We start from the raw sequence: 19,349 nt of genomic DNA, 5'->3' as shown, positions 1-19,349 counted from the left end.
CATTCAAGCCAAGGAGCCGCCAGCAGCTTCAATCGCTGCTTTGGCACCTGCAGTCGCACCAATACCTGTCAACTTGACGGCAGTCGCGAGTTCACCAGACTTGATGACCTTGACCACCTTGGCAATTTGAGGCACGAGGCCTGCTTGCTTCAACGCCAACAAATCCACTTCAGCCAAACCGAGTTTGCTCAGTGTTGTCAATGTGATTTCAGCGTTGAATTTCAGCAAATGCGACTTGAAACCACGCTTGGGCAGACGACGTTGCAAAGGCATTTGACCGCCTTCGAAACCGACTTTGTGGTAACCACCCGAACGGGACTTCTGACCTTTGTGACCACGACCAGCTGTTTTTCCCAGACCCGATCCGATACCGCGACCGACACGACGTGCTGCGTGTTTTGCGCCGTCTGCGGGCTTGATGCTATTGAGTTCCATCATCGGCCTCTTAGAGAACTTTGACCAGATAACTGATCTTGTTGATCATGCCGCGCACAGCTGGAGTATCTTGCAGTTCGCTCACCGAATTGAGCTTACGCAGACCCAGGCCACGGACAGTGGCACGGTGCGAGACCTTGGTTCCGATTGGGCTACGCACCAATTGGATTTTCACGATTGCTTGGTTTGACATGTTCGATCTCCGGTTCAGACGAACAACTCTTCAACGGACTTGCCACGTTTGGCTGCCACGTTGGAGGCTGTTGTGCAATTGGACAAAGCGTCCAATGTGGCACGAACCATGTTGTAAGGGTTGGACGATCCATGGCTTTTGGCCACGATGTCAGTGATACCCACCACTTCGAACACAGCGCGCATAGGACCACCTGCAATGATGCCGGTACCCTTGGGTGCTGGTGCCATCATCACGCGGGCAGCGCCATGGTGACCGTGCACTGCATGATGGATCGTGCCGTTTTTGAGGTGCACTTTGGCCAGGTTACGACGGGCTTCTTCCATCGCTTTTTGCACAGCTGCTGGCACTTCTTTCGATTTGCCTTTGCCCATGCCCACTTTGCCATCGCCGTCACCGACCACTGTCAAGGCTGCGAAACCGAGGATACGGCCGCCCTTGACCACTTTGGTCACGCGGTTGACCGCGATCATCTTTTCGCGCAGACCGTCTTCAGGACCGTCGCTCTGCGGTTTTGCTGTAAATTTAGCCATTTGTAACTCCGATCCGTTTAGAACTGCAGACCTGCTTCACGGGCTGCTTCGGCCAAAGCCTTGACACGACCGTGGTAAGCGAAACCTGCGCGGTCGAAAGCGACCTTCTCAACGCCGGCAGCTTTAGCTTTTTCAGCAATGCGCTTGCCAATCACTGAGGCTGCTGCTGCATTGCCGCCTTTGCCAGAAGCGCCCAGGGCTGTGCGCACTTCGGCTTCTGCTGTAGATGCGCTGGCCAGCACTTTGGTGCCGCAACCAGAGATAACGCTGGCGTAGATGTGCAGATTTGTGCGGTTCACTGTCAAACGCGCCACGCCTTGCTGTGCAATACGGATACGTGTTTGGCGTGCACGACGCAGACGCTGCTCTTTCTTGGTCATCATGATGCAGCTCCTTATTTCTTCTTGGTCTCTTTGATCGTGATCTTCTCATCCGAATAACGGATGCCTTTGCCCTTGTAGGGCTCAGGTGGGCGAACAGCACGGATCTCAGCAGCGATTTGGCCAACACGTTGACGGTCAGCACCCTTGATCACGATTTCAGTCGCGGTTGGGGTGGCCACCGTGATGCCCGCAGGCATGTCGATGTTGACGGGGTGTGAATAACCAACAGCCAGGTTCAATTTGGCACCAGAGGCAGCCGCTTTGTAACCCACGCCGACCAGGTTCAACTTCTTTTCGAAGCCCTTGGTCACGCCAGTCACCATGTTGTTCACCAGCTGACGCAAGGTGCCGCTCATGGCATTGGCTTCACGCGAATCGTTGGCAGGTGCAAAGCTCAGCTTGCCGCCTTCGTTGTTCACCTTGACCAAGCCGTTGGCGGCGATGGCCAATTGACCACCTGCGCCTTTGACGTTGATCTGATCTGAATTGATCGACACATCCACGCCAGCGGGGATGGTCACGGGCATTTTTCCTACGCGGGACATTCTTTTTCTCCCTTTAAGCGACGTAGCACAGCACTTCGCCGCCGACACCGGCTGCACGTGCTTTGCGATCAGTCATCACACCCTGAGGTGTAGTGACGATGGCCACGCCCAAGCCGTTTTGGACTTGAGGAATAGCATCACGGCCTTTGTACACACGCAGGCCGGGACGGCTCACGCGCTCAATGCGTTCGATCACAGGGCGACCGGCATAGTACTTCAGGGCGATTTCGAGAACGGACTTGCCGTCTTCGGTTTTGACTTGGAAACCGTCAATGTAGCCTTCATCTTTCAGCACTTGGGCAATGGCCACCTTCACTTTGGATGAAGGCACCATCACAGCAGCTTTAGCCACCATCTGTGCATTACGGATGCGGGTCAACAGATCGGCAATAGGATCACTCATGCTCATGTTGTATCTCTCCTGCCGATTTACCAGCTGGCCTTGGTCACGCCCGGAATGTTGCCTGCAAAGGCTAATTCACGGATTTTGGCGCGACCCAGACCAAATTGACGGAACGTACCGCGTGGGCGACCGGTGATTTCACAGCGGTTGCGTTGGCGGGTCGGGTTGGCGTTGCGCGGGAGCTTTTGCAGACCCAGACGGGCAGCTGCACGCTCTTCATCGCTGCGCTTGGCATCGTTGGCGATGGCTTTCAATTCCGCGTATTTTTTCGCGAATTTGGCCGCCAGTTTTTCACGCTTGAGCTCACGCTCGATCAAAGCTACTTTAGCCACGTGACACCTCAGTTCTTGAAGGGGAAGCGGAAAGCTGTCAAGAGCGCTTTGCACTCTTCGTCAGACTTGGCCGTTGTGGTGATGCTGATGTTGAGACCGCGCAAGGCATCCACCTTGTCGTACTCAATCTCAGGGAAAATGATCTGCTCTTTGACGCCAATGTTGTAGTTACCACGGCCATCAAATGCGCGACCTGAAATACCACGGAAGTCACGAACGCGAGGCAGAGCCACGGTCACGAAACGATCCAGGAATTCATACATCTGAACGCCACGCAAGGTCACCATGCAACCGATAGGCTGCTGCTCACGGATTTTGAAACCCGCAATGGCTTTCTTGGCCTTGGTCACCACAGGCCTTTGGCCGGCGATTTTGGTCAGGTCACTCACAGCGTGGTCCATGACTTTCTTGTCAGCCACTGCTTCAGACACACCCATGTTCAAGGTGATCTTGGTGATGCGAGGCACCTGCATGGGCGACGTGTAGCCAAACTTGGCTGTCAGGTCAGCAGCGATTTTTTCGCGGAAGAGTTGTTGCAAACGTGCCATGCTCATGCCACCTTGATTTCTTCGCCGCTGGACTTGTAAACGCGAACGCGTTTGCCATCGTCTTGCAGCTTGATGCCCACGCGATCAGCCTTGCCCGTTGCGGCGTTGAAAATCGCCACATTGGATTGGTGAATCGGCATGGCCTTTTCGATGATGCCGCCTGTTGTGCCCTTCATGGGGTTTGGCTTGGCATGTTTTTTGACGAGGTTCACACCTTCGATCAACACGTGCGAGTCACTGGCTCGCTGTGACACGGTGCCACGCTTGCCTTTGTCACGACCTGTGATGACGATCACCTCGTCGCCTTTGCGAATCTTGTTCATGGCGCGTCCTTACAGTACTTCAGGAGCCAGGGACACGATCTTCATGAACTTTTCGGTACGCAATTCACGCGTAACGGGGCCGAAGATGCGGGTGCCAATAGGCTCCAATTTTGCATTCAGCAACACTGCAGCGTTGCCGTCGAACTTAACGAGCGAGCCATCGCCACGGCGAATGCCTTTGGCGGTGCGAACCACCACAGCACTGTAAACCTCGCCTTTTTTGACGCGGCCACGGGGCGCAGCTTCTTTAATGCTCACTTTGATGATGTCGCCAACACTTGCATAGCGACGCTTGGACCCGCCGAGCACCTTGATGCACAGCACGGACTTTGCGCCGGTGTTGTCGGCCACATCCAACCGAGTTTCTGTCTGGATCATTTCTTTATTCCCAACTTGTATTCTTTGCCTGCCAGCCCAAAAGCCAACAAACAGGAATCAGTCTTGGACCCGTCATTCACTCAGCAAACCACTTGCTGAGCTTCAGTTTGGGCAGATACTTACGCTTTTTGCAAAGCGAAGCCCTCGATTGTGGCAGAAAAAAGGGGCCTGGGCAATACTTTATTGAAGATTTTCTACAAATAAACGATCTTCATACCCCAGGCTGCGATGGTGGAGGGCTTTCTTCAGACCGAACAGGCTGGTCATTTCACTGCTGCCGCCTGTTGATGCCCTCGGTGGGGTGCTTGCAACACATCAGTTCTTGCCCCACCCGACGAAGGTGAGGGCCTTTGTCAGGCCTTTATCAATGATACTTTTCTGACAAGGCCATGAAATCGGCCAAATGGGGGTCTTGTCCGGTTTCTTCACGCAAAATCTGCGCGACTTCAGCGGCCATGCCCATGGCCTGACGCGCATCCAGAAACAAGGCCCGCCAGCGCCTGGCCAGCACATCCTCCACCGTCCATGCATATTCATGACGGGCCGCATAACGCACCATGGCTTCCGTCAGACCCATCCCCAACAGGCGCTCGGCACCAGGACATGCACGCACTTGAACCTCTTGACTGCCATACAGGTGCCAGCCTGGCGCATCACAAACCCCCAAGCCGCCCAGTTCTGAGGTAGCACCCATGAGCAGATGATTTTGGCTGGACACCCCATCGCGCGGGGGCAAGACACCGGCCTCAAAACACACCCGCATGACATCCTCGGCCATGGAGCGGTAAGTTGTCCACTTGCCACCCGTCACGGTGATCAAACCATTCTCATCCGTGACGATGGTGTGCTCACGGGACAGGCTCTTGGTGCCTGATTGGGCTTGATTCGAACCCACAAGGGGGCGCAAGCCTACCCACAGGCTTTTCACGTCCGCCCGAGTCACGGGGCGACTGAGCACCTTGCTGGCCTCGCTCAGAATGAATTCCAACTCAGCCTCAAAGGCCTGAGGCTCTCGCGGCAAATCCTGCCTGGGTGTGTCGGTGGTTCCCAGGATCAAAGCCCCCATCCATGGTACGGCAAACAACACCCGGCCGTCCTGGGTTTTGGGCACCAGCAAGGCATGCCGCCCTGGCATGAAATCACGGCTGACCACCAGATGCACGCCTTGGCTTGCACTCACAATCCGCTCGGGCATGACCTGGCCAGAATCGATCAGGGATTGCTGGCGCACAGCGTCAACCCACACCCCCGCCGCATTGACCACTGAACGGGCAAACACACGGTAAGCACCTGCTTGCCGCTGATCTGCCAAAGACAGCTCAAAGCGCGCACCATCGGCCCGCACGGTCGGCAAGCCGTGCACAAGCTCCGCATTCATGTAATTGAGCACCTGACCACCCGCACGCTCAATCGTGCGCGCCAAGGCCAGCGCCAGCCGGGCATCGTCAAACTGGCCATCCCAGTACTTGACGCCACCCTTCAAACCTCGAGATTGAAGACCTGGCAATGCCGCCAGGGTTTCATGAGCACTGAGCCACTCGGTCTGACCCAAGCCAGCTTTACCGGCCAATACATCGTAAAGCTTCAGCCCCAAGCCATAAAACGGCGTCTGCCACCACTGATAAGAAGGCATCACAAAAGGCAAAGGCTGGGCCAGATGCGGTGCCAGCTTCAAGACAGCAGCACGTTCTGCCAGTGCCTCACGCACCAAAGCAATATTGCCCTGCGCCAGATAGCGCACCCCGCCATGCAGCAATTTGGTGGACCGCGATGATGTGCCCCCGGCAAAGTCATGAGACTCCAGCAACAGCACCGAGAAGCCGCGCAAAACTGCATCCAGAGCCACCCCCAGCCCAGTCGCCCCGCCACCGATGACCACCAGGTCATAGGTCGGGTGCGTGCCCAGAGTGCTCAGCAGTTCAGCGCGTTTCATAGTCAAGACATTCAAGGCCCTGTGGTCGAGTGACCACAGGGCAGTTGGGGAACAACTCTCAGGCGCGAAGGCGATCAGCGAGCGCGGCCACTCTTCCAGGCGCTGAGCAACTGGTCATAGGCAATGGTTTGGCCTTTGGGCTTCTCATTGGCCAACTTCTTCCAGGGGGCCTGCTTGTCGCTGAGCCACTTGGCGGGGTCTTCCTTCTTGTTGAGCTTGGGCGCGCAACGCTCCATGCCCGCACGCTCCAGACGGCCCATGACCTGGTCCATTTGCTCAGCCAGGTTGTCCATGGCCTGCTGGGGGGTCTTTTCGGCCGTCACAGCCTGCGCCACGTTTTGCCACCACAGTTGGGCCAGCTTGGGGTAATCGGGCACGTTGGTGCCTGTGGGCGACCAGGCCACACGGGCCGGGCTGCGGTAGAACTCGACCAGACCCCCGAGTTTGGGCGCCATGTCGGTCATGGCCTTGCTTTGGATGTCGGATTCACGGATGGGTGTCAAGCCTACCAAGGTCTTTTTCAGGCTGGCTGTTTTGGCCGTCACGAACTGGGCGTACAACCAGGCTGCAGCCGTGCGGTTGGCGTCATGGTTCTTGAAGAAGGTCCAGCTGCCCACGTCCTGGTAGCCGTTTTGCATGCCTTGCTTCCAATAAGGGCCGTTGGGGCCGGGGGCCATGCGCCACTTGGGTGTGCCGTCGGCGTTCACCACAGGCAGCCCTGGCTTGGTCATGTCGGCCGTGAAGGCGGTGTACCAGAAGATCTGCTGCGCAATCTGGCCTTGTGCAGGGACCGGACCGGCTTCACCGAAGGTCATGCCCGAGGCCTCCTTGGGCGCGTATTTCTTCATCCAGTCCACGTATTTGGTCAGCGCATAGACCGCTGCAGGCGAGTTGGTGGCACCGCCGCGAGACACCGACGCGCCCACCGGGGTGCACTTGTCGTCGGCCACGCGAATGCCCCACTCGTCAATCGGCAAGCCGTTGGGCGCGCCGATGTCGGCGGTGCCCGCCATGGACAACCAGGCATCGGTGAAGCGCCAGCCCAAAGAGGGGTCTTTCTTGCCGTAGTCCATGTGGCCATAAATCGCCTTCCCGTCGATGTTTTTCACATCATTGGTGAAAAACTCGGCAATGTCTTCATAGGCGCTCCAATTCAAGGGCACGCCCAGGTCGTAGCCATATTTGGCCTTGAACTTGTCCTTCAAATCCTTGCGGTCAAACAAGTCGGCGCGGAACCAGTACAGGTTGGCAAACTGCTGGTCGGGCAACTGATACAACTTGCCATCGGGGCCAGTGGTGAACTTGGTGCCGATGAAATCCTTCAGGTCCAGGCCGGGGTTGGTCCACTCTTTGCCCGCACCGGCCATGTAATCCGTCAGGTTGAGGATCTTGCCGTAACGGTAGTGGGTGCCGATCAGGTCGGAGTCTGAAATCCAGCCGTCATAAATCGACTTTCCGGACTGCATGGAGGTTTGCAGCTTTTCAACCACGTCACCCTCTTGGATCAGGTCATGCTTGACCTTGATGCCCGTGATTTCGGCAAAGGCTTTGGCCAGGGTTTTGGACTCGTATTCGTGGGTGGTGATGGTCTCTGACACCACCGAGATTTCCTTCACGCCCTTGGCCTGAAGCTTCTTGGCCGCGTCGATGAACCACTTCATCTCAGCGAGCTGCTGGTCTTTGTTCAGCGTAGACGGCTGGAACTCGGTATCAACCCAACGCTTGGCCGCAGCCTCGTCAGACCAAGCCACATTCGAGCCCAGAGCCAGGGCCGCCGAAACGGCCAAAATGGAATAGCGCAATTTCATGAAGTCTCCCCAATGGTGTGAGTTCCCCGGTGACAGACACAATGTCATGCGGCCCCCCGGGGAAACTCCGGGCCACAATTTCGGAAAAAAGTACGAATCAGCCCTTGCGCATGACGCCCAGCAGCCAGACGATGGACAGCCCCAGACTGATCCACACGCTGGGCTCACTGTCCAGCGACATCAGCTCAGTCAGCCAACCGGCCACGCCCACAAACGCCAGGTTGATGTAGGCCGCCCCCAGCAAACCGATGAACAATCGGTCACCGCGGGTGGTGGCCATGGGCAAAAAGCCCTTGCGCATCACCGTGGGGGACTTGATTTCCCACACCGTCATGCCCACCAGCATCAGCCCGATGCACGAGAAGAAAACGGCCACAGGCGTGGTCCAGACCATCCAGTCAAACATGTCAAACCCTTCCCATGGCAAAGCCCTTGGCGATGTAATGCCGGACAAACCAGATCACGATGGCCCCCGGAACGATGGTCAGCACACCGGCTGCCGCCAGCGTGGCCCAGTCCATGCCCGAGGCACTCACAGTGCGCGTCATGGTGGCCACAATCGGCTTGGCATTCACGCTGGTCAGGGTGCGTGCCAGTAGCAACTCCACCCACGAAAACATGAAGCAAAAGAACGCGGCCACGCCCACCCCGGCTTTGATCAGGGGCAAGAAAATCATGACGAAAAAGCGCGGAAAGCTGTAGCCGTCGATGTAGGCCGTCTCGTCAATTTCGCGCGGAATGCCGCTCATGAAGCCTTCCAGAATCCACACCGCCAGGGGCACGTTGAACAACAAATGCGCCATGGCCACGGCAATGTGCGTGTCCATCAGGCCCAGCGTGGTGTAGAGCTGAAAAAACGGCAGCAAAAACACGGCAGGCGGCGTCATGCGGTTGGTCAACAGCCAAAAGAAGATGTGCTTGTCGCCCAAAAAGCGGTAGCGTGAAAACGCATAAGCCGCAGGCAAAGCCACCGACACCGAAATCACCGTATTGATGGCCACATAGATCAGGCTGTTGATGTAGCCCGAGTACCAGGACGGATCGGTGAAGATCTTCAGGTAATTGCCCCAGGTGAAGTGTTGCGGCCACAAGGAAAAACTCGACAGGATTTCCTCATTGGTCTTGAAGCTCATGTTGACCATCCAGTAAATGGGCAGCAAGGCAAAGACGATGTAGGCGGCCAGAAAAATCGACCGCTTGTGAAAACGCTGCTCATGCATGTGCGTGCTCCTTGTGGGCTGCGCCCAGGCTTTGCATCCAGTTGTAGAGGACAAAGCACAGCAGCAAAATGATGAGGAAATAGATCAGCGAAAACGCCGCCGCTGGCCCCAGGTCAAACTGCCCCACGGCCTTTTGCGTCAGGTACTGCGACAAGAAGGTGGTGGCCGTACCGGGGCCGCCACCAGTCAGCACGAAAGGCTCGGTGTAAATCATGAAACTGTCCATGAAACGCAGCAGCACCGCAATCATCAGCACCTCGCGCATCTTGGGCAGCTGGATGTAGCGAAACACCGCAAACTTGCTGGCCCCATCGATGCGGGCTGCCTGGTAATAGGCATCGGGAATGCTGCGCAAACCCGCAAAAGCCAGCAAAGCCACCAGCGGTGTCCAGTGCCACACATCCATGATCAACACCGTCAACCAGGCGTGAACCGGGTCACCGGTGTAGCTGTAGTCAAACCCCAAAGCCTGCAAGGTGTGCCCCATCAACCCAATGTCGGCGCGTCCATAAATTTGCCAGATGGTGCCCACCACGTTCCACGGAATCAGCAAAGACAAGGCCACCAGCACCAGCACGGCTGAAGACTTCCAGCCTTGCGCGGGCATGGACAGCGCCAGCGCAATGCCCAGCGGAATTTCCACCGCCAGCACGGCCAGCGAGAACTTCAGCTGCCGCCACAGGGCGCCGTGCAACTCTTCATCGCGCATCACGGCAGCAAACCACTCGGTGCCCACAAACACCCGGCGTTCGGGCGAGATGATGTCTTGCACCGAGTAGTTGACCACCGTCATCAGGGGCAAGATGGCTGAAAACGCCACACACACCAAGACCGGCAACACCAACCACCAGGCTTTTTGATTGACGGGTTTTTCAGTCGCGTTCATGCCACCAGCTCCTCATTTTTGTAAAAGCAGGTGTGCGGACCCAACACACGCAAAAACACCTGAGCCCCCACCTGCGGCGCCTGCGTTTGTGGTGCCAAGCGCACTTTCAGCAGGACGCCCACCGCATCGCAAGTGACCATTTGGTAAGTGCCAACGTCTTGCACCTGGCGCACCACGGCGGCCAAAGTACCCGCCTCGGCCACCTCGGATACAGCCAGGTATTCCGGCCGAATGCCCAGTTTGAGGTCGCCTTCGGGCACCGCCAAGCCTTGCGGCACTTGCACCGCTTGGCCTTGCAAGCTCAACTCGCCCCCAACCGCTTGCGCCGGTAAAAAGTTCATGCCGGGTGAACCGATGAAATGCCCCACAAAGGTGTGCGCCGGTCGTTCGAACAAGGCCTCTGCCGAGCCGACCTGCACCGCCTTGCCGCGCGTCATGACCACCACCTCTTCGGCAAAAGTCAGCGCCTCGACCTGATCGTGTGTCACATAAATCAGCGTGAGCTTGAGTTCATGGTGAATCTGCTTGAGCTTGCGCCGCAGCTGCCATTTCAGGTGCGGGTCAATCACCGTCAGCGGCTCATCAAACAGCACGGCCGACACGTCCGAGCGCACCAGACCCCGGCCCAGCGAGATCTTTTGCTTCTGATCGGCCGACAAACCCGCTGCACGCATGTCCAGTTGGTGGCTCATGTCCAGCATTTCGGCAATTTGGCCCACGCGCTGGCGGATTTGATCGGCGGGCACCTGGCGATTTTTGAGCGGAAACGCCAGGTTTTGCGCCACTGTCATGGTGTCGTAGATCACCGGAAACTGAAACACCTGCGCAATGTTGCGCGCTTGCGGGCTGCTGCGCGTGACATCGACCCCGTCAAACTTCACCGTGCCTTGCGAGGGCACCACCAGCCCCGACATGATGTTGAGCATGGTGGTTTTGCCGCAGCCCGAAGGCCCCAGCAAGGCATAGGCCCCACCATCGCGAAACGTCATCTTCAGGGGCATCAAGGCGTAGTCCGTCTCCAACTGCGGATTCGGTGTGTAGGCATGCGCCAAGTCCAATTCAATTTGAGCCATCAGATCGCCCTTCCTTTGCGCACAGGCGCCATCACCAAGGGGCCTGCAGCCTCAAACACATACACCTGCGAAGGCTGCAAAAACAAATGGATGGAAGCCCCCAGCTTGAACTCATGCACACCCGTGAGTTGCGCCACCAGATTGCCCACCGGGGTCTTGGCATGCACAAAGGTGTCCGAGCCGGAAATCTCTGCCAGCTCCACCACACCCGGCAATTGCAGATCACCCGGCTCCCCCTGCACGCGCAAGGCGCTGGCGCGTGCGCCCAAAACCACGTCTTTCGGTGCAGAAGCAGGCAAGGCCAAGGGCAGCTCAAAACCACCTGCCAAAACCAAACCTGTGGCGCTCGTCTGCGCAGTCAACAGGTTCATGGGCGGATCACTGAACGCGCTGGCCACCTGGATGGACGCAGGCTGATGAAACACCTCGGCGGTTGGGCCGTATTGCAACAAGTGCCCTTGGTGCAAGACAGCGGTGTAGCCCCCCAACAGCAAGGCCTCGGCCGGTTCGGTGGTGGCATAGACCACCGTCGAATCGCCTGTGGCAAACAACTGCGTCAACTCTTCGCGCAACTCCTCGCGCAGCTTGTAGTCCAGATTCACCAAGGGCTCGTCCAGCAGCATCAGCGGCGCATTTTTGGCCAAGGCCCGCGCCAAAGCCACCCGCTGCTGCTGCCCGCCCGACAGCTCTGCGGGCAGGCGCTGCAGAAACATCTCGATGTGCAGCTTGGCCGCCAGCTCATGCACCCGTTGGGTCACATCCTTTTGCCCTCGCAATTTCAGGGGCGAAGCAATGTTGTCAAACACCGTCATCGACGGGTAATTGATGAACTGCTGGTACACCATGGCCACATCGCGGCGGCGCACCGGCACACCCGTCACATCGTGCCCATCCACCCGCACGCGCCCTGTTGTGGGGGTGTCCAGCCCGGCCATGATGCGCATCAAACTGGTCTTGCCCGCCTGCGTTGCACCCAGCAAGACCGTGACCTGCCCTGGATGCAGCGCCAGATTCTGGGGATACAGATGAACATGGCCCGAAACAGACTTGCCCACCCCTTCCAGGCTCAGTTGCATGACGCATCTCCGCATTGAGAATTCAGGATCATTTCAGTTCCATTTTTTTCGCTTCACGGATTTTATTGTTCGCTTGCGTTTTTTTATAGCCCGTAGTTACCCTCTATATCGTCTTATATATGTTCGTTTATGTTCGAATACACCCCATTGACAGAAAACACCATGGATTTGAACCCCCGACAATCAACCCTGATCGATGCCGTTCGATCACAAGGCCCCGTGACCATCGAAGCCCTCGCCGAACGTTTTGGCGTCACCTTGCAAACCGTGCGCCGCGATGTGCAGCGGCTGGCCGAAGCCGGTTTGCTCACCCGCTTTCATGGCGGCGTGCGGCTTCCCGGCTCCACCACCGAAAACATCGCCTACCGCCAACGCCAGGCCATGCAATCGGCCGGTAAGCTGCGCATCGCCAAAGCCATGGCCCAGCGCATACCCAACGGCTGTTCGCTGATCATGAACATCGGCACCACCATCGAAGCCGTGGCCCATGAACTGCACAACCACAGGGGCCTGCGCGTCATCACCAACAACCTGCACATCGCCGCGCTGATGAGCACCCACCGCGACTGCGAAGTCATCGTGGCCGGGGGGCTGGTGCGCGGCAGCGACCAAGGCATCGTGGGCGAAGCCACGGTGGACTTCATTCGCCAGTTCAAGGTCGACATTGGCCTGATTGGCATCAGCGGCATCGAAGCCGACGGCACCTTGCGCGACTACGACTACCGCGAAGTCAAGGTCGCCCGCACCATCATTGAACATGCCCGCGAAGTCTGGCTGGCCGCGGACCACAGCAAATTCAACCGCCCGGCCATGGTCGAGCTGGGCCACTTGCGCGACATCGACGTGCTGTTCACCGACGAAGTCCCCCCCGCCAGCTTTGCCGAGCTCATGACGCAAGCCCATGTGGAATGCGTCACGGCCGCCCCCCAATGACCCTCTGAGGATTTTTCATGCGCTACCTCCTCGCCCTGGACCAGGGCACCTCCAGCTCCCGCAGCATCGTGTTTGACCAGGCCGGCCAGGTGGTGGCCATGGCCCAGCGCGAGTTCCGGCAGATTTACCCCCAACCCGGCTGGGTCGAGCACGACCCGCAGGAAATCTGGTCCTCCCAGCTGGCCACCGTGCATGAAGTGCTGGCCAAAGCCCAACTCAAGGCCAGTGACATGGCGGCCATCGGCATCACCAACCAGCGCGAGACCACCGTGGTCTGGAACCGCCGCACGGGCGAGCCGATCCACAACGCCATCGTCTGGCAAGACCGCCGCGCCGAACCCACCTGCGCCACCTTGCGCTCGCAAGGCCACGAAGACACGGTGCTGAGCAAAACCGGGCTGCGCATCGACGCCTATTTTTCTGGCACCAAACTGCAATGGATCCTGGATCAAGTGCCGGGTGCCAGGGCCCTGGCCGAACAAGGCGCGTTGGCATTTGGCACGGTGGACAGCTGGCTGATCTGGAAACTCACCGATGGCCGCTCGCATGTGACCGATGTGAGCAACGCCGCCCGCACCATGCTGTTCAATATCCACACCAACACCTGGGACAGCGAACTGATGGGCTTGCTGAACATCCCGGACGCGCTCATGCCCCGGGTCTTGCCCTCCAGTGCCCACTTTGGCGACACCACAGCCGCGCTGCTGGGTGCCAGTTTGCCCATTGGCGGCGTGGCCGGTGACCAGCAAAGCGCCTTGTTCGGCCAGGCCTGCTTCACCCCCGGCATGGCCAAAAACACCTATGGCACCGGCTGCTTCATGCTCATGCACACGGGCAACACCTTTCAGCGCAGCCAAAACGGCCTGATCACCACCTCAGCCGCCCAGGCCACCAGCACCCCGCAATACGCGCTCGAAGGCAGCGTCTTCATTGGTGGCGCTGTGGTGCAATGGCTGCGCGACGGCCTGCGGGCCATCTCCAGCAGCGGCGAGGTCGAAGGCCTGGCCCACAGCGTGCCAGACGCCGGGGGCGTCATGTTCGTGCCAGCGTTCACAGGCTTGGGTGCCCCGTATTGGGAAGCCGAAGCGCGTGGTGCCATTGTGGGGCTCACACGGGGCTCCACCGTGGCCCACATTGCGCGCGCAGCGCTCGAAAGCATCGCCTTCCAAAGCGCCGCCTTGCTGCACAGCATGAACCGCGATGCCGTGAGCGGTGGCGGCGTGGCCGTGACCGAATTGCGCGTGGACGGGGGCGCTTGCGTCAACGACCTCTTGATGCAAATCCAGGCCGACCTGCTGGGCATTCCCGTGGTGCGCCCCGCCGTGACCGAAACCACTGCTTTGGGAGCCGCCTATCTGGCCGGTCTGCACGCTGGCGTGTACAGCGGCCTGGATGAATTGAGCCAGCAGTGGCGCGCCGACCGCACCTTCTACCCCACCTTGCCCAGAGACCAGGCCCAAGAACGCATGGACCGCTGGGAGCGGGCCGTGCGCCAGGCCACTGCCCGGTGACACACCAAGTTCAGATCCACCGTCTTCAGACCCCTCGCGTAAGCAGCGACAATTCAGATTCCTCAGACCCGAGCCGGACGCCAAGCGCCTGGCCCGTCCCACAAAGCACACGACTGAACATCCCATGTCTCACTCCACACCCCACATCGCCTTCATCGGCGGCGGCAACATGGCCAGCGCCATCATCGGTGGCCTGATCCGCCAGGGCATGAAGCCTGAGCAAATCACCGTGGTCGAACCCTTTGCCGAGACCGCCGCCAAACTGCTCAAGGACTTCGGCATCAGCGCCCTGCCTGCCGCAGGACCCGCTTTGGCCCAGGCCAATCTGGTGATTTGGGCGGTCAAGCCCCAAGTCTTCAGCGAAGCAGCCGCCCCCGTCATGCCGCACACGCGAGGAGCACTGCACTTGTCGGTGATGGCCGGCATCCGCACCGACAGCATCTGCCGCTCGGTGGGCACCGACCGCGTGGTGCGCTGCATGCCCAACACCCCCGCCCTTGTGGGCCAAGGCATCACCGGCCTGTTCGCCTGCCCGTCGGTCACCACCGCAGACAAAGTGCTGGTGGAACAAGTCATTCGCACCACAGGGCAATACCTCTGGGTGCAGCAAGAGTCGCATCTGGACGCCGTGACCGCCTTGTCGGGGTCCGGTCCCGCCTATGTGTTTTATTTCCTCGAAGCCATGACCCAAGCCGGCGTGGGCATGGGCCTGAGCGCCGAGCAGGCCTACCAACTCGCGGTGGCCACCTTCTCGGGCGCATCCTCATTGGCAGCAGCATCGACCGAATCCCCCGAAGTGCTGCGCCAACGCGTCACCTCCAAAGGCGGCACCACCTATGCGGCCATCACCTCGCTGGACGACTCGGGCGTGAAAGCCTCATTTGTCAAAGCCATGCAGGCCGCCGAAGTGCGGGCCCGCGAGTTGGGCGACGAATTCGGCAAAGCCTGAGCGGGCCCGTAGGTCGGCGGTCGAAGACCCCGACAAATCTTTGGCTAGCCTGGGTGCCCGAAACGGGTCACAGGGTGGGCGAACACTTGTCGGACTCTTCGAGTACCGACCTACGAAGTCACACCTCGTTAATTCCCCGTAGGTCGGCGGTCGAAGACTCCGACAAATCTTTGGCCATCCGGGGTGCCCGAAACGGGTCACAGGGTGGGCGAACACTTGTCGGACTCTTCGAGTACCGACTTACGAAGGCATACCTCGTCAATTCCCCGTAGGTCGGCGGTCGAAGACCCCGAAAAATCTTTGGCTAGCCTGGGTGCCCGAAACGGGTCACAGGGTGGGCGAACAGATGTCGGACTCTTCGAGTACCGACCTACGAAGCAAACCCTTGCCAATTCCTCGTAGGTCGGTGGTCGCAGACTCCGACAAATCTTTGGCTAGCCTGGGTGCCCGAAACAGGTCACAGGGTGGGCGAGCACTTGTCGGACTCTTCGAGTACCAACCTACGAAGGCATACCTCGTTAATTCCCCGTAGGTCGGCGGTCGAAGACCCCGACAAATCTTGGGTCATCCGAGGTGCCCGAAACAGGTCACAGGGTGGGCGAGCACTTGTCGGACTCTTCGAGTACCGACCTACGAAGTCACACCTCGTCAATTCCCCGTAGGTCGGCGGTCGAAGACCCCGACAAATCTTTGGCTAGCCTGGGTGCCCGAAACGGGTCACAGGGTGGGCGAACACTTGTCGGACTCTTCGAGTACCGACCTACGAAGGCATACCTCGTCAATTCCCCGTAGGTCGGCGGTCGAAGACTCCGACAAATCTTTGGCCATCCGGGGTGCCCGAAACGGGTCACAGGGTGGGCGAGCACTTGTCGGACTCTTCGAGTACCGACCTACGAAGTCACACCTCGTTAATTCCCCGTAGGTCGGCGGTCGAAGACCCCGACAAATCTTTGGTCATCCTGGGTGCCCGAAACGGGTCACAGGGTGGGCGAACACTTGTCGGACTCTTCGAGTACCGACCTACGAAGGCATACCTCGTTAATTCCCCGTAGGTCGGCGGTCGAAGACCCCGACATATCTTTGGTCATCCTGGGTGCCCGAAACAGGACACAGGGTGGGCGAACAGATGTCGGACTCTTCGAGTACCGACCTACGAAGGCATACCTCGTCAATTCCCCGTAGGTCGGCGGTCGAAGACTCCGACAAATCTTTGGCTAGCCTGGGTGCCCGAAACGGGTCACAGGGTGGGCGAACACTTGTCGGACTCTTCGAGTACCGACCTACGAAGTCACACCTCGGCAATTCCCCGTAGGTCGGCGGTCGAAGACTCCGACAAATCTTTGGCTAGCCTGGGTGCCCGAAACGGGTCACAGGGTGGGCGAGCACTTGTCGGACTCTTCGAGTACCGACCTACGAAGCAAACCCTTGCCAATTCCTAGTAGGTCGGTGGTCGAAGACTCCGACACATGCTGGATCACCCTTGGCACTCAACGGTAAGACAAGACCACCCCCACAAACACACTGAAGCCCAGCCAATGGTTCAGCCTGAATGCTTTGAAGCAGCCTTCGCGGCTGCGCAGGCGGATCAGGCTGTAGTGCCAGACCACCTGGCCTGCCGACACGGCCCAGGCCAGCCAGAACCAAAGGCCTTGCTGCGGGGCGTTCAGCAAGGCCCCCCATATGAACAGGTAGGCCGCATAAAAGCCCATGATGGCGGGCACGTCGTGGTCGCCCAAGGTGATGGCCGAGGTCTTCATGCCGATCTTCAGGTCATCGTCGCGGTCCACCATGGCGTATTCGGTGTCATAGGCCAGCACCCAAAACAGGTTGCCCAGCAACAAGCCCCAAGCCAGCAGCGGCACAGCGCCCTGCACAGCGGCAAACGCCATCGGAATGCCAAAACTGAATGCCACCCCCAGCACCGCCTGCGGCATGGACACATGACGCTTGGCATAGGGATACCCCAAGGTCACGGCCAGCGCCGCGAAAGACCAGGCGATGGTGGCCCCGTTGGTGGTCAAGACCAGACCAAACGCACACACGGCCAGAACCGCTCCGACCAGCAAAGCCTCCTTCGTGCCCATGCGCCCACTGGTCACCGGACGGTTGGCGGTGCGTTTGACGTGTTTGTCAAAGTCGCGATCGGCCACATCGTTGATGCAACACCCCGCGCTGCGCATGAGGATAGTGCCCAGGGTGAACACTGCGATCAGGTGCCAGCCCGGGAATCCCCCTGCGGCCACCCACAAAGCAGCCAGCGATGGCCACAGCAAAAGCAACCAGCCCGCAGGCCGGTTCCAGCGGATCAGATCCAGATAAAGGCTGAGTTTGTCGGTCATGGCCGAATTATCAGGGGCTGAAATGACCAGGGCTGCAAAACCTGGTTCTCCACACGCACCCCATCTCGTTTGAATTCTCATGGTGTTGCTCGTCAAACACCCGAATTTTTCCCATTCCCTGCTTTCCTTTCCGTCTGTCATTTCAAAAGTAGTACGCCAAAAGGGTATATGAAATTGACATATTCATCACTATTCTTTTTTTCAATTGACCAAAATGACAAATTGGATTAAATTTCAAAATCACAAGATTTAGAGCATTTAATGAATCAAATACTTTAATTAATTGTGAATTTTAATTAATTTCCAAACATTCGAGGAGTACTTCGTCAATGTCTACAAAAACCATCGAAGTGCCATCGGGTGACAAGAAGGCCATCAAAAAAACAACTTGCCCGCCTTGTTTTGTCTTTTGAACAGAAAAAACTTTTGATATGTCCATCCAAAACAGCAACTACCTGTTGAAGACAGGTGCCTATGCCACTCAAGCCCTCACCTTGCAGGGCGATGACGCGATGGCTGCCAAAACCTTGCTGGAAACGGCACAGGCCAGGGGCATTGACGAAGCCATCAAGCAAACCCTGAGCGTTCAGCTGTTTCAGCTCATCGTCCAGCCGCCCGTCAACCGCCAGCAAGCCGTGCAGGACTTGTGGACCGGGGCCGCCCACGCACTGACAGCCCAGCTGGGAGACTTGTTGTTGTCCGACGCGAGCCTTGGCAGGGCGTGGCAGCAATTGGGCCCCAGCAAAACGCAGGCACTGATGGTGCAGTGGCTGGATGTGGCGCAGCACACCGCCGAAGTCATGAGCGCTTTGCGCGCCGATGCCGCACTGGTGAACGCTGTTCAGGCGGCTCAGCCCAACGTGGCCTTGATGGACAGTGTGACCACGCAGGGCGCATGGCCATCGCCTGGCAGCACGGCAAACCCCAGCCCTGCAAGCCCAAGCGACACCTCGCGGGCTGCGGCGCTCGACATGGGTCTGGACATTTTGGACACCCGCGCCAACGCTGACACCCGTTCGATCACCGGCACTGCAGCCATCACGCCCACCGCTAGTCCCGTCGTCAGCGCCGCTGCGCTCTCTTCCCCGGACAGTGCCCCCCCCAGCATCGTGCTGGGCAGCGACAAAGTCACCTTGCTCAAAGGGCAAACGGCCCAGCTGAGTTTCACCCTGTCAGAAGAAAGCCTGGACTTTGGCCTGGATGACATCACGGCCATGGGCGGCACGCTCAGCCAGTTCCAGGGCAGTGGCAAAAATTACACCGCCTTGTTCACCCCCAATACCAGCAGCACCAGTGCGCTGGTGTTTGTGTCCAGTGAACGCTTTGGCGATGCGGCGGGCAATTTGAACCAGGACGGCGGCGAAATCGACAACGTGCTGTCCATGGGCATCAACCTCAGCACCCCGCTCACCCCAGTCATGCCGCCCACGCCGCCCGCCACAAGCACGGGGAGCACAAGCACGGGGAGCACAAGCACGGGGAGCACAAGCACGGGGAGTACAAGCACGGGGAGCACAAGCACGGGGAGCACAAGCACGGGGAGTACAA

The 19,349-nt window shown here is 58.6% G+C and carries 22 protein-coding genes; 4 read left to right on the top strand and 18 right to left on the bottom strand.

The features are described from left to right. Positions 1–3: 3 nt before the first annotated feature. The 17 genes from rplO to H663_RS38655 form a co-directional block, all read right to left on the bottom strand. Positions 4–435 carry a 50S ribosomal protein L15 gene (gene rplO / locus H663_RS38735; protein ID WP_053172523.1) on the bottom strand — a complete coding sequence of 144 codons (432 nt, stop codon included), beginning with the start codon at positions 433–435 and terminating at the stop codon, positions 4–6. A 10-nt stretch (positions 436–445) separates the two neighbouring features. After that, on the bottom strand, positions 446–628 hold the full coding sequence (gene rpmD, locus H663_RS38730; protein WP_053172525.1) for a 50S ribosomal protein L30: 183 nt from the start codon (positions 626–628) through the stop codon (positions 446–448). Between the two features lie 14 nt (positions 629–642). Continuing rightward, positions 643–1,161: a 30S ribosomal protein S5 gene (rpsE, locus tag H663_RS38725; RefSeq protein ID WP_053172527.1), complete on the bottom strand. Its 519-nt coding sequence runs from the start codon at positions 1,159–1,161 to the stop codon at positions 643–645. Positions 1,162–1,178: 17 nt separating this feature from the next. Then, entirely contained in the window at positions 1,179–1,544 is a 366-nt protein-coding gene (gene rplR, locus H663_RS38720) for a 50S ribosomal protein L18 (protein ID WP_053172529.1), read from the bottom strand. An 11-nt stretch (positions 1,545–1,555) separates the two neighbouring features. Beyond that, positions 1,556–2,089 (bottom strand): 50S ribosomal protein L6, encoded by a 534-nt coding sequence (gene rplF, locus H663_RS38715; RefSeq protein WP_053172531.1) that lies wholly within the window; start codon positions 2,087–2,089, stop codon positions 1,556–1,558. Positions 2,090–2,102: 13 nt separating this feature from the next. Further along, positions 2,103–2,498: a 30S ribosomal protein S8 gene (gene rpsH, locus H663_RS38710; protein ID WP_019427448.1), complete on the bottom strand. Its 396-nt coding sequence runs from the start codon at positions 2,496–2,498 to the stop codon at positions 2,103–2,105. 20 nt (positions 2,499–2,518) lie between these two features. Continuing rightward, positions 2,519–2,824 carry a 30S ribosomal protein S14 gene (rpsN, locus tag H663_RS38705; RefSeq protein WP_053172533.1) on the bottom strand — a complete coding sequence of 102 codons (306 nt, stop codon included), beginning with the start codon at positions 2,822–2,824 and terminating at the stop codon, positions 2,519–2,521. A gap of 8 nt (positions 2,825–2,832) precedes the next feature. Next, positions 2,833–3,372, bottom strand: a complete 540-nt coding sequence (rplE, locus tag H663_RS38700) for a 50S ribosomal protein L5 (protein ID WP_053173562.1) — start codon at positions 3,370–3,372, stop codon at positions 2,833–2,835. Between the two features lie 2 nt (positions 3,373–3,374). Further along, entirely contained in the window at positions 3,375–3,695 is a 321-nt protein-coding gene (gene rplX / locus H663_RS38695) for a 50S ribosomal protein L24 (protein ID WP_053172535.1), read from the bottom strand. 9 nt (positions 3,696–3,704) lie between these two features. Beyond that, on the bottom strand, positions 3,705–4,073 hold the full coding sequence (gene rplN, locus H663_RS38690) for a 50S ribosomal protein L14 (protein ID WP_053172537.1): 369 nt from the start codon (positions 4,071–4,073) through the stop codon (positions 3,705–3,707). A gap of 364 nt (positions 4,074–4,437) precedes the next feature. Next, entirely contained in the window at positions 4,438–6,006 is a 1,569-nt protein-coding gene (locus H663_RS38685; RefSeq protein ID WP_053172538.1) for a glycerol-3-phosphate dehydrogenase/oxidase, read from the bottom strand. Positions 6,007–6,080: 74 nt separating this feature from the next. Continuing rightward, positions 6,081–7,814, bottom strand: a complete 1,734-nt coding sequence (locus H663_RS38680; RefSeq protein ID WP_053172540.1) for an ABC transporter substrate-binding protein — start codon at positions 7,812–7,814, stop codon at positions 6,081–6,083. Positions 7,815–7,911: 97 nt separating this feature from the next. Continuing rightward, positions 7,912–8,220: a DUF2160 domain-containing protein gene (locus H663_RS38675; RefSeq protein ID WP_053172542.1), complete on the bottom strand. Its 309-nt coding sequence runs from the start codon at positions 8,218–8,220 to the stop codon at positions 7,912–7,914. A 1-nt stretch (position 8,221) separates the two neighbouring features. Next, positions 8,222–9,034, bottom strand: a complete 813-nt coding sequence (locus tag H663_RS38670; RefSeq protein ID WP_053172544.1) for a carbohydrate ABC transporter permease — start codon at positions 9,032–9,034, stop codon at positions 8,222–8,224. Beyond that, positions 9,027–9,920 (bottom strand): carbohydrate ABC transporter permease, encoded by an 894-nt coding sequence (locus H663_RS38665; protein WP_053172546.1) that lies wholly within the window; start codon positions 9,918–9,920, stop codon positions 9,027–9,029. Before H663_RS38665 ends, H663_RS38670 begins: the two co-directional genes overlap by 8 nt. Next, on the bottom strand, positions 9,917–10,993 hold the full coding sequence (locus H663_RS38660) for an ABC transporter ATP-binding protein (RefSeq protein ID WP_053172548.1): 1,077 nt from the start codon (positions 10,991–10,993) through the stop codon (positions 9,917–9,919). The genes H663_RS38665 and H663_RS38660 overlap by 4 nt, the downstream gene beginning before the upstream one ends. Next, positions 10,993–12,069, bottom strand: a complete 1,077-nt coding sequence (locus tag H663_RS38655) for an ABC transporter ATP-binding protein (protein ID WP_053172550.1) — start codon at positions 12,067–12,069, stop codon at positions 10,993–10,995. The genes H663_RS38660 and H663_RS38655 overlap by 1 nt, the downstream gene beginning before the upstream one ends. A gap of 162 nt (positions 12,070–12,231) precedes the next feature. Between H663_RS38655 and H663_RS38650 the strand changes: the two genes are divergently transcribed. From H663_RS38650 to proC, 3 genes are all read left to right on the top strand, one after another. Next, positions 12,232–13,002, top strand: a complete 771-nt coding sequence (locus H663_RS38650; protein ID WP_053173564.1) for a DeoR/GlpR family DNA-binding transcription regulator — start codon at positions 12,232–12,234, stop codon at positions 13,000–13,002. Positions 13,003–13,019: 17 nt separating this feature from the next. Next, positions 13,020–14,513 carry a glycerol kinase GlpK gene (gene glpK / locus H663_RS38645; RefSeq protein ID WP_053172551.1) on the top strand — a complete coding sequence of 498 codons (1,494 nt, stop codon included), beginning with the start codon at positions 13,020–13,022 and terminating at the stop codon, positions 14,511–14,513. A 124-nt stretch (positions 14,514–14,637) separates the two neighbouring features. Then, complete coding sequence (proC, locus tag H663_RS38640; protein WP_053172553.1) at positions 14,638–15,462, top strand: pyrroline-5-carboxylate reductase; 825 nt, start codon at positions 14,638–14,640, stop codon at positions 15,460–15,462. 1,487 nt (positions 15,463–16,949) lie between these two features. On the opposite strand, the gene ubiA is transcribed toward proC, so the two are convergent. Then, positions 16,950–17,801 carry a 4-hydroxybenzoate octaprenyltransferase gene (gene ubiA, locus H663_RS38635; protein ID WP_053172556.1) on the bottom strand — a complete coding sequence of 284 codons (852 nt, stop codon included), beginning with the start codon at positions 17,799–17,801 and terminating at the stop codon, positions 16,950–16,952. Between the two features lie 431 nt (positions 17,802–18,232). Between ubiA and H663_RS38630 the strand changes: the two genes are divergently transcribed. Beyond that, on the top strand, positions 18,233–19,349 hold a 1,117-nt coding region (locus H663_RS38630), incomplete at its 3' end, for an Ig-like domain-containing protein (protein WP_205872751.1).

The organism is Limnohabitans planktonicus II-D5 (genome assembly GCF_001270065.2).
Classification (GTDB): domain Bacteria; phylum Pseudomonadota; class Gammaproteobacteria; order Burkholderiales; family Burkholderiaceae_C; genus Limnohabitans_A; species Limnohabitans_A planktonicus.
This window is presented reverse-complemented; position numbering and strand designations above follow the sequence as displayed.

Bases quoted from the DNA above. Each gene is read 5' to 3' on its own strand.
- rplO (WP_053172523.1), bottom strand. From the start codon at position 435: ATGGAACTCAATAGCATCAAGCCCGCAGACGGCGCAAAACACGCAGCA.
- rpmD (WP_053172525.1), bottom strand. From the start codon at position 628: ATGTCAAACCAAGCAATCGTGAAAATCCAATTGGTGCGTAGCCCAATC.
- rpsE (WP_053172527.1), bottom strand. From the start codon at position 1,161: ATGGCTAAATTTACAGCAAAACCGCAGAGCGACGGTCCTGAAGACGGT.
- rplR (WP_053172529.1), bottom strand. From the start codon at position 1,544: ATGATGACCAAGAAAGAGCAGCGTCTGCGTCGTGCACGCCAAACACGT.
- rplF (WP_053172531.1), bottom strand. From the start codon at position 2,089: ATGTCCCGCGTAGGAAAAATGCCCGTGACCATCCCCGCTGGCGTGGAT.
- rpsH (WP_019427448.1), bottom strand. From the start codon at position 2,498: ATGAGCATGAGTGATCCTATTGCCGATCTGTTGACCCGCATCCGTAAT.
- rplE (WP_053173562.1), bottom strand. From the start codon at position 3,372: ATGGCACGTTTGCAACAACTCTTCCGCGAAAAAATCGCTGCTGACCTG.
- rplX (WP_053172535.1), bottom strand. From the start codon at position 3,695: ATGAACAAGATTCGCAAAGGCGACGAGGTGATCGTCATCACAGGTCGT.
- rplN (WP_053172537.1), bottom strand. From the start codon at position 4,073: ATGATCCAGACAGAAACTCGGTTGGATGTGGCCGACAACACCGGCGCA.
- H663_RS38685 (WP_053172538.1), bottom strand. From the start codon at position 6,006: ATGAAACGCGCTGAACTGCTGAGCACTCTGGGCACGCACCCGACCTAT.
- H663_RS38680 (WP_053172540.1), bottom strand. From the start codon at position 7,814: ATGAAATTGCGCTATTCCATTTTGGCCGTTTCGGCGGCCCTGGCTCTG.
- H663_RS38675 (WP_053172542.1), bottom strand. From the start codon at position 8,220: ATGTTTGACTGGATGGTCTGGACCACGCCTGTGGCCGTTTTCTTCTCG.
- H663_RS38670 (WP_053172544.1), bottom strand. From the start codon at position 9,034: ATGCATGAGCAGCGTTTTCACAAGCGGTCGATTTTTCTGGCCGCCTAC.
- H663_RS38665 (WP_053172546.1), bottom strand. From the start codon at position 9,920: ATGAACGCGACTGAAAAACCCGTCAATCAAAAAGCCTGGTGGTTGGTG.
- H663_RS38660 (WP_053172548.1), bottom strand. From the start codon at position 10,993: ATGGCTCAAATTGAATTGGACTTGGCGCATGCCTACACACCGAATCCG.
- H663_RS38655 (WP_053172550.1), bottom strand. From the start codon at position 12,069: ATGCAACTGAGCCTGGAAGGGGTGGGCAAGTCTGTTTCGGGCCATGTT.
- H663_RS38650 (WP_053173564.1), top strand. From the start codon at position 12,232: ATGGATTTGAACCCCCGACAATCAACCCTGATCGATGCCGTTCGATCA.
- glpK (WP_053172551.1), top strand. From the start codon at position 13,020: ATGCGCTACCTCCTCGCCCTGGACCAGGGCACCTCCAGCTCCCGCAGC.
- proC (WP_053172553.1), top strand. From the start codon at position 14,638: ATGTCTCACTCCACACCCCACATCGCCTTCATCGGCGGCGGCAACATG.
- ubiA (WP_053172556.1), bottom strand. From the start codon at position 17,801: ATGACCGACAAACTCAGCCTTTATCTGGATCTGATCCGCTGGAACCGG.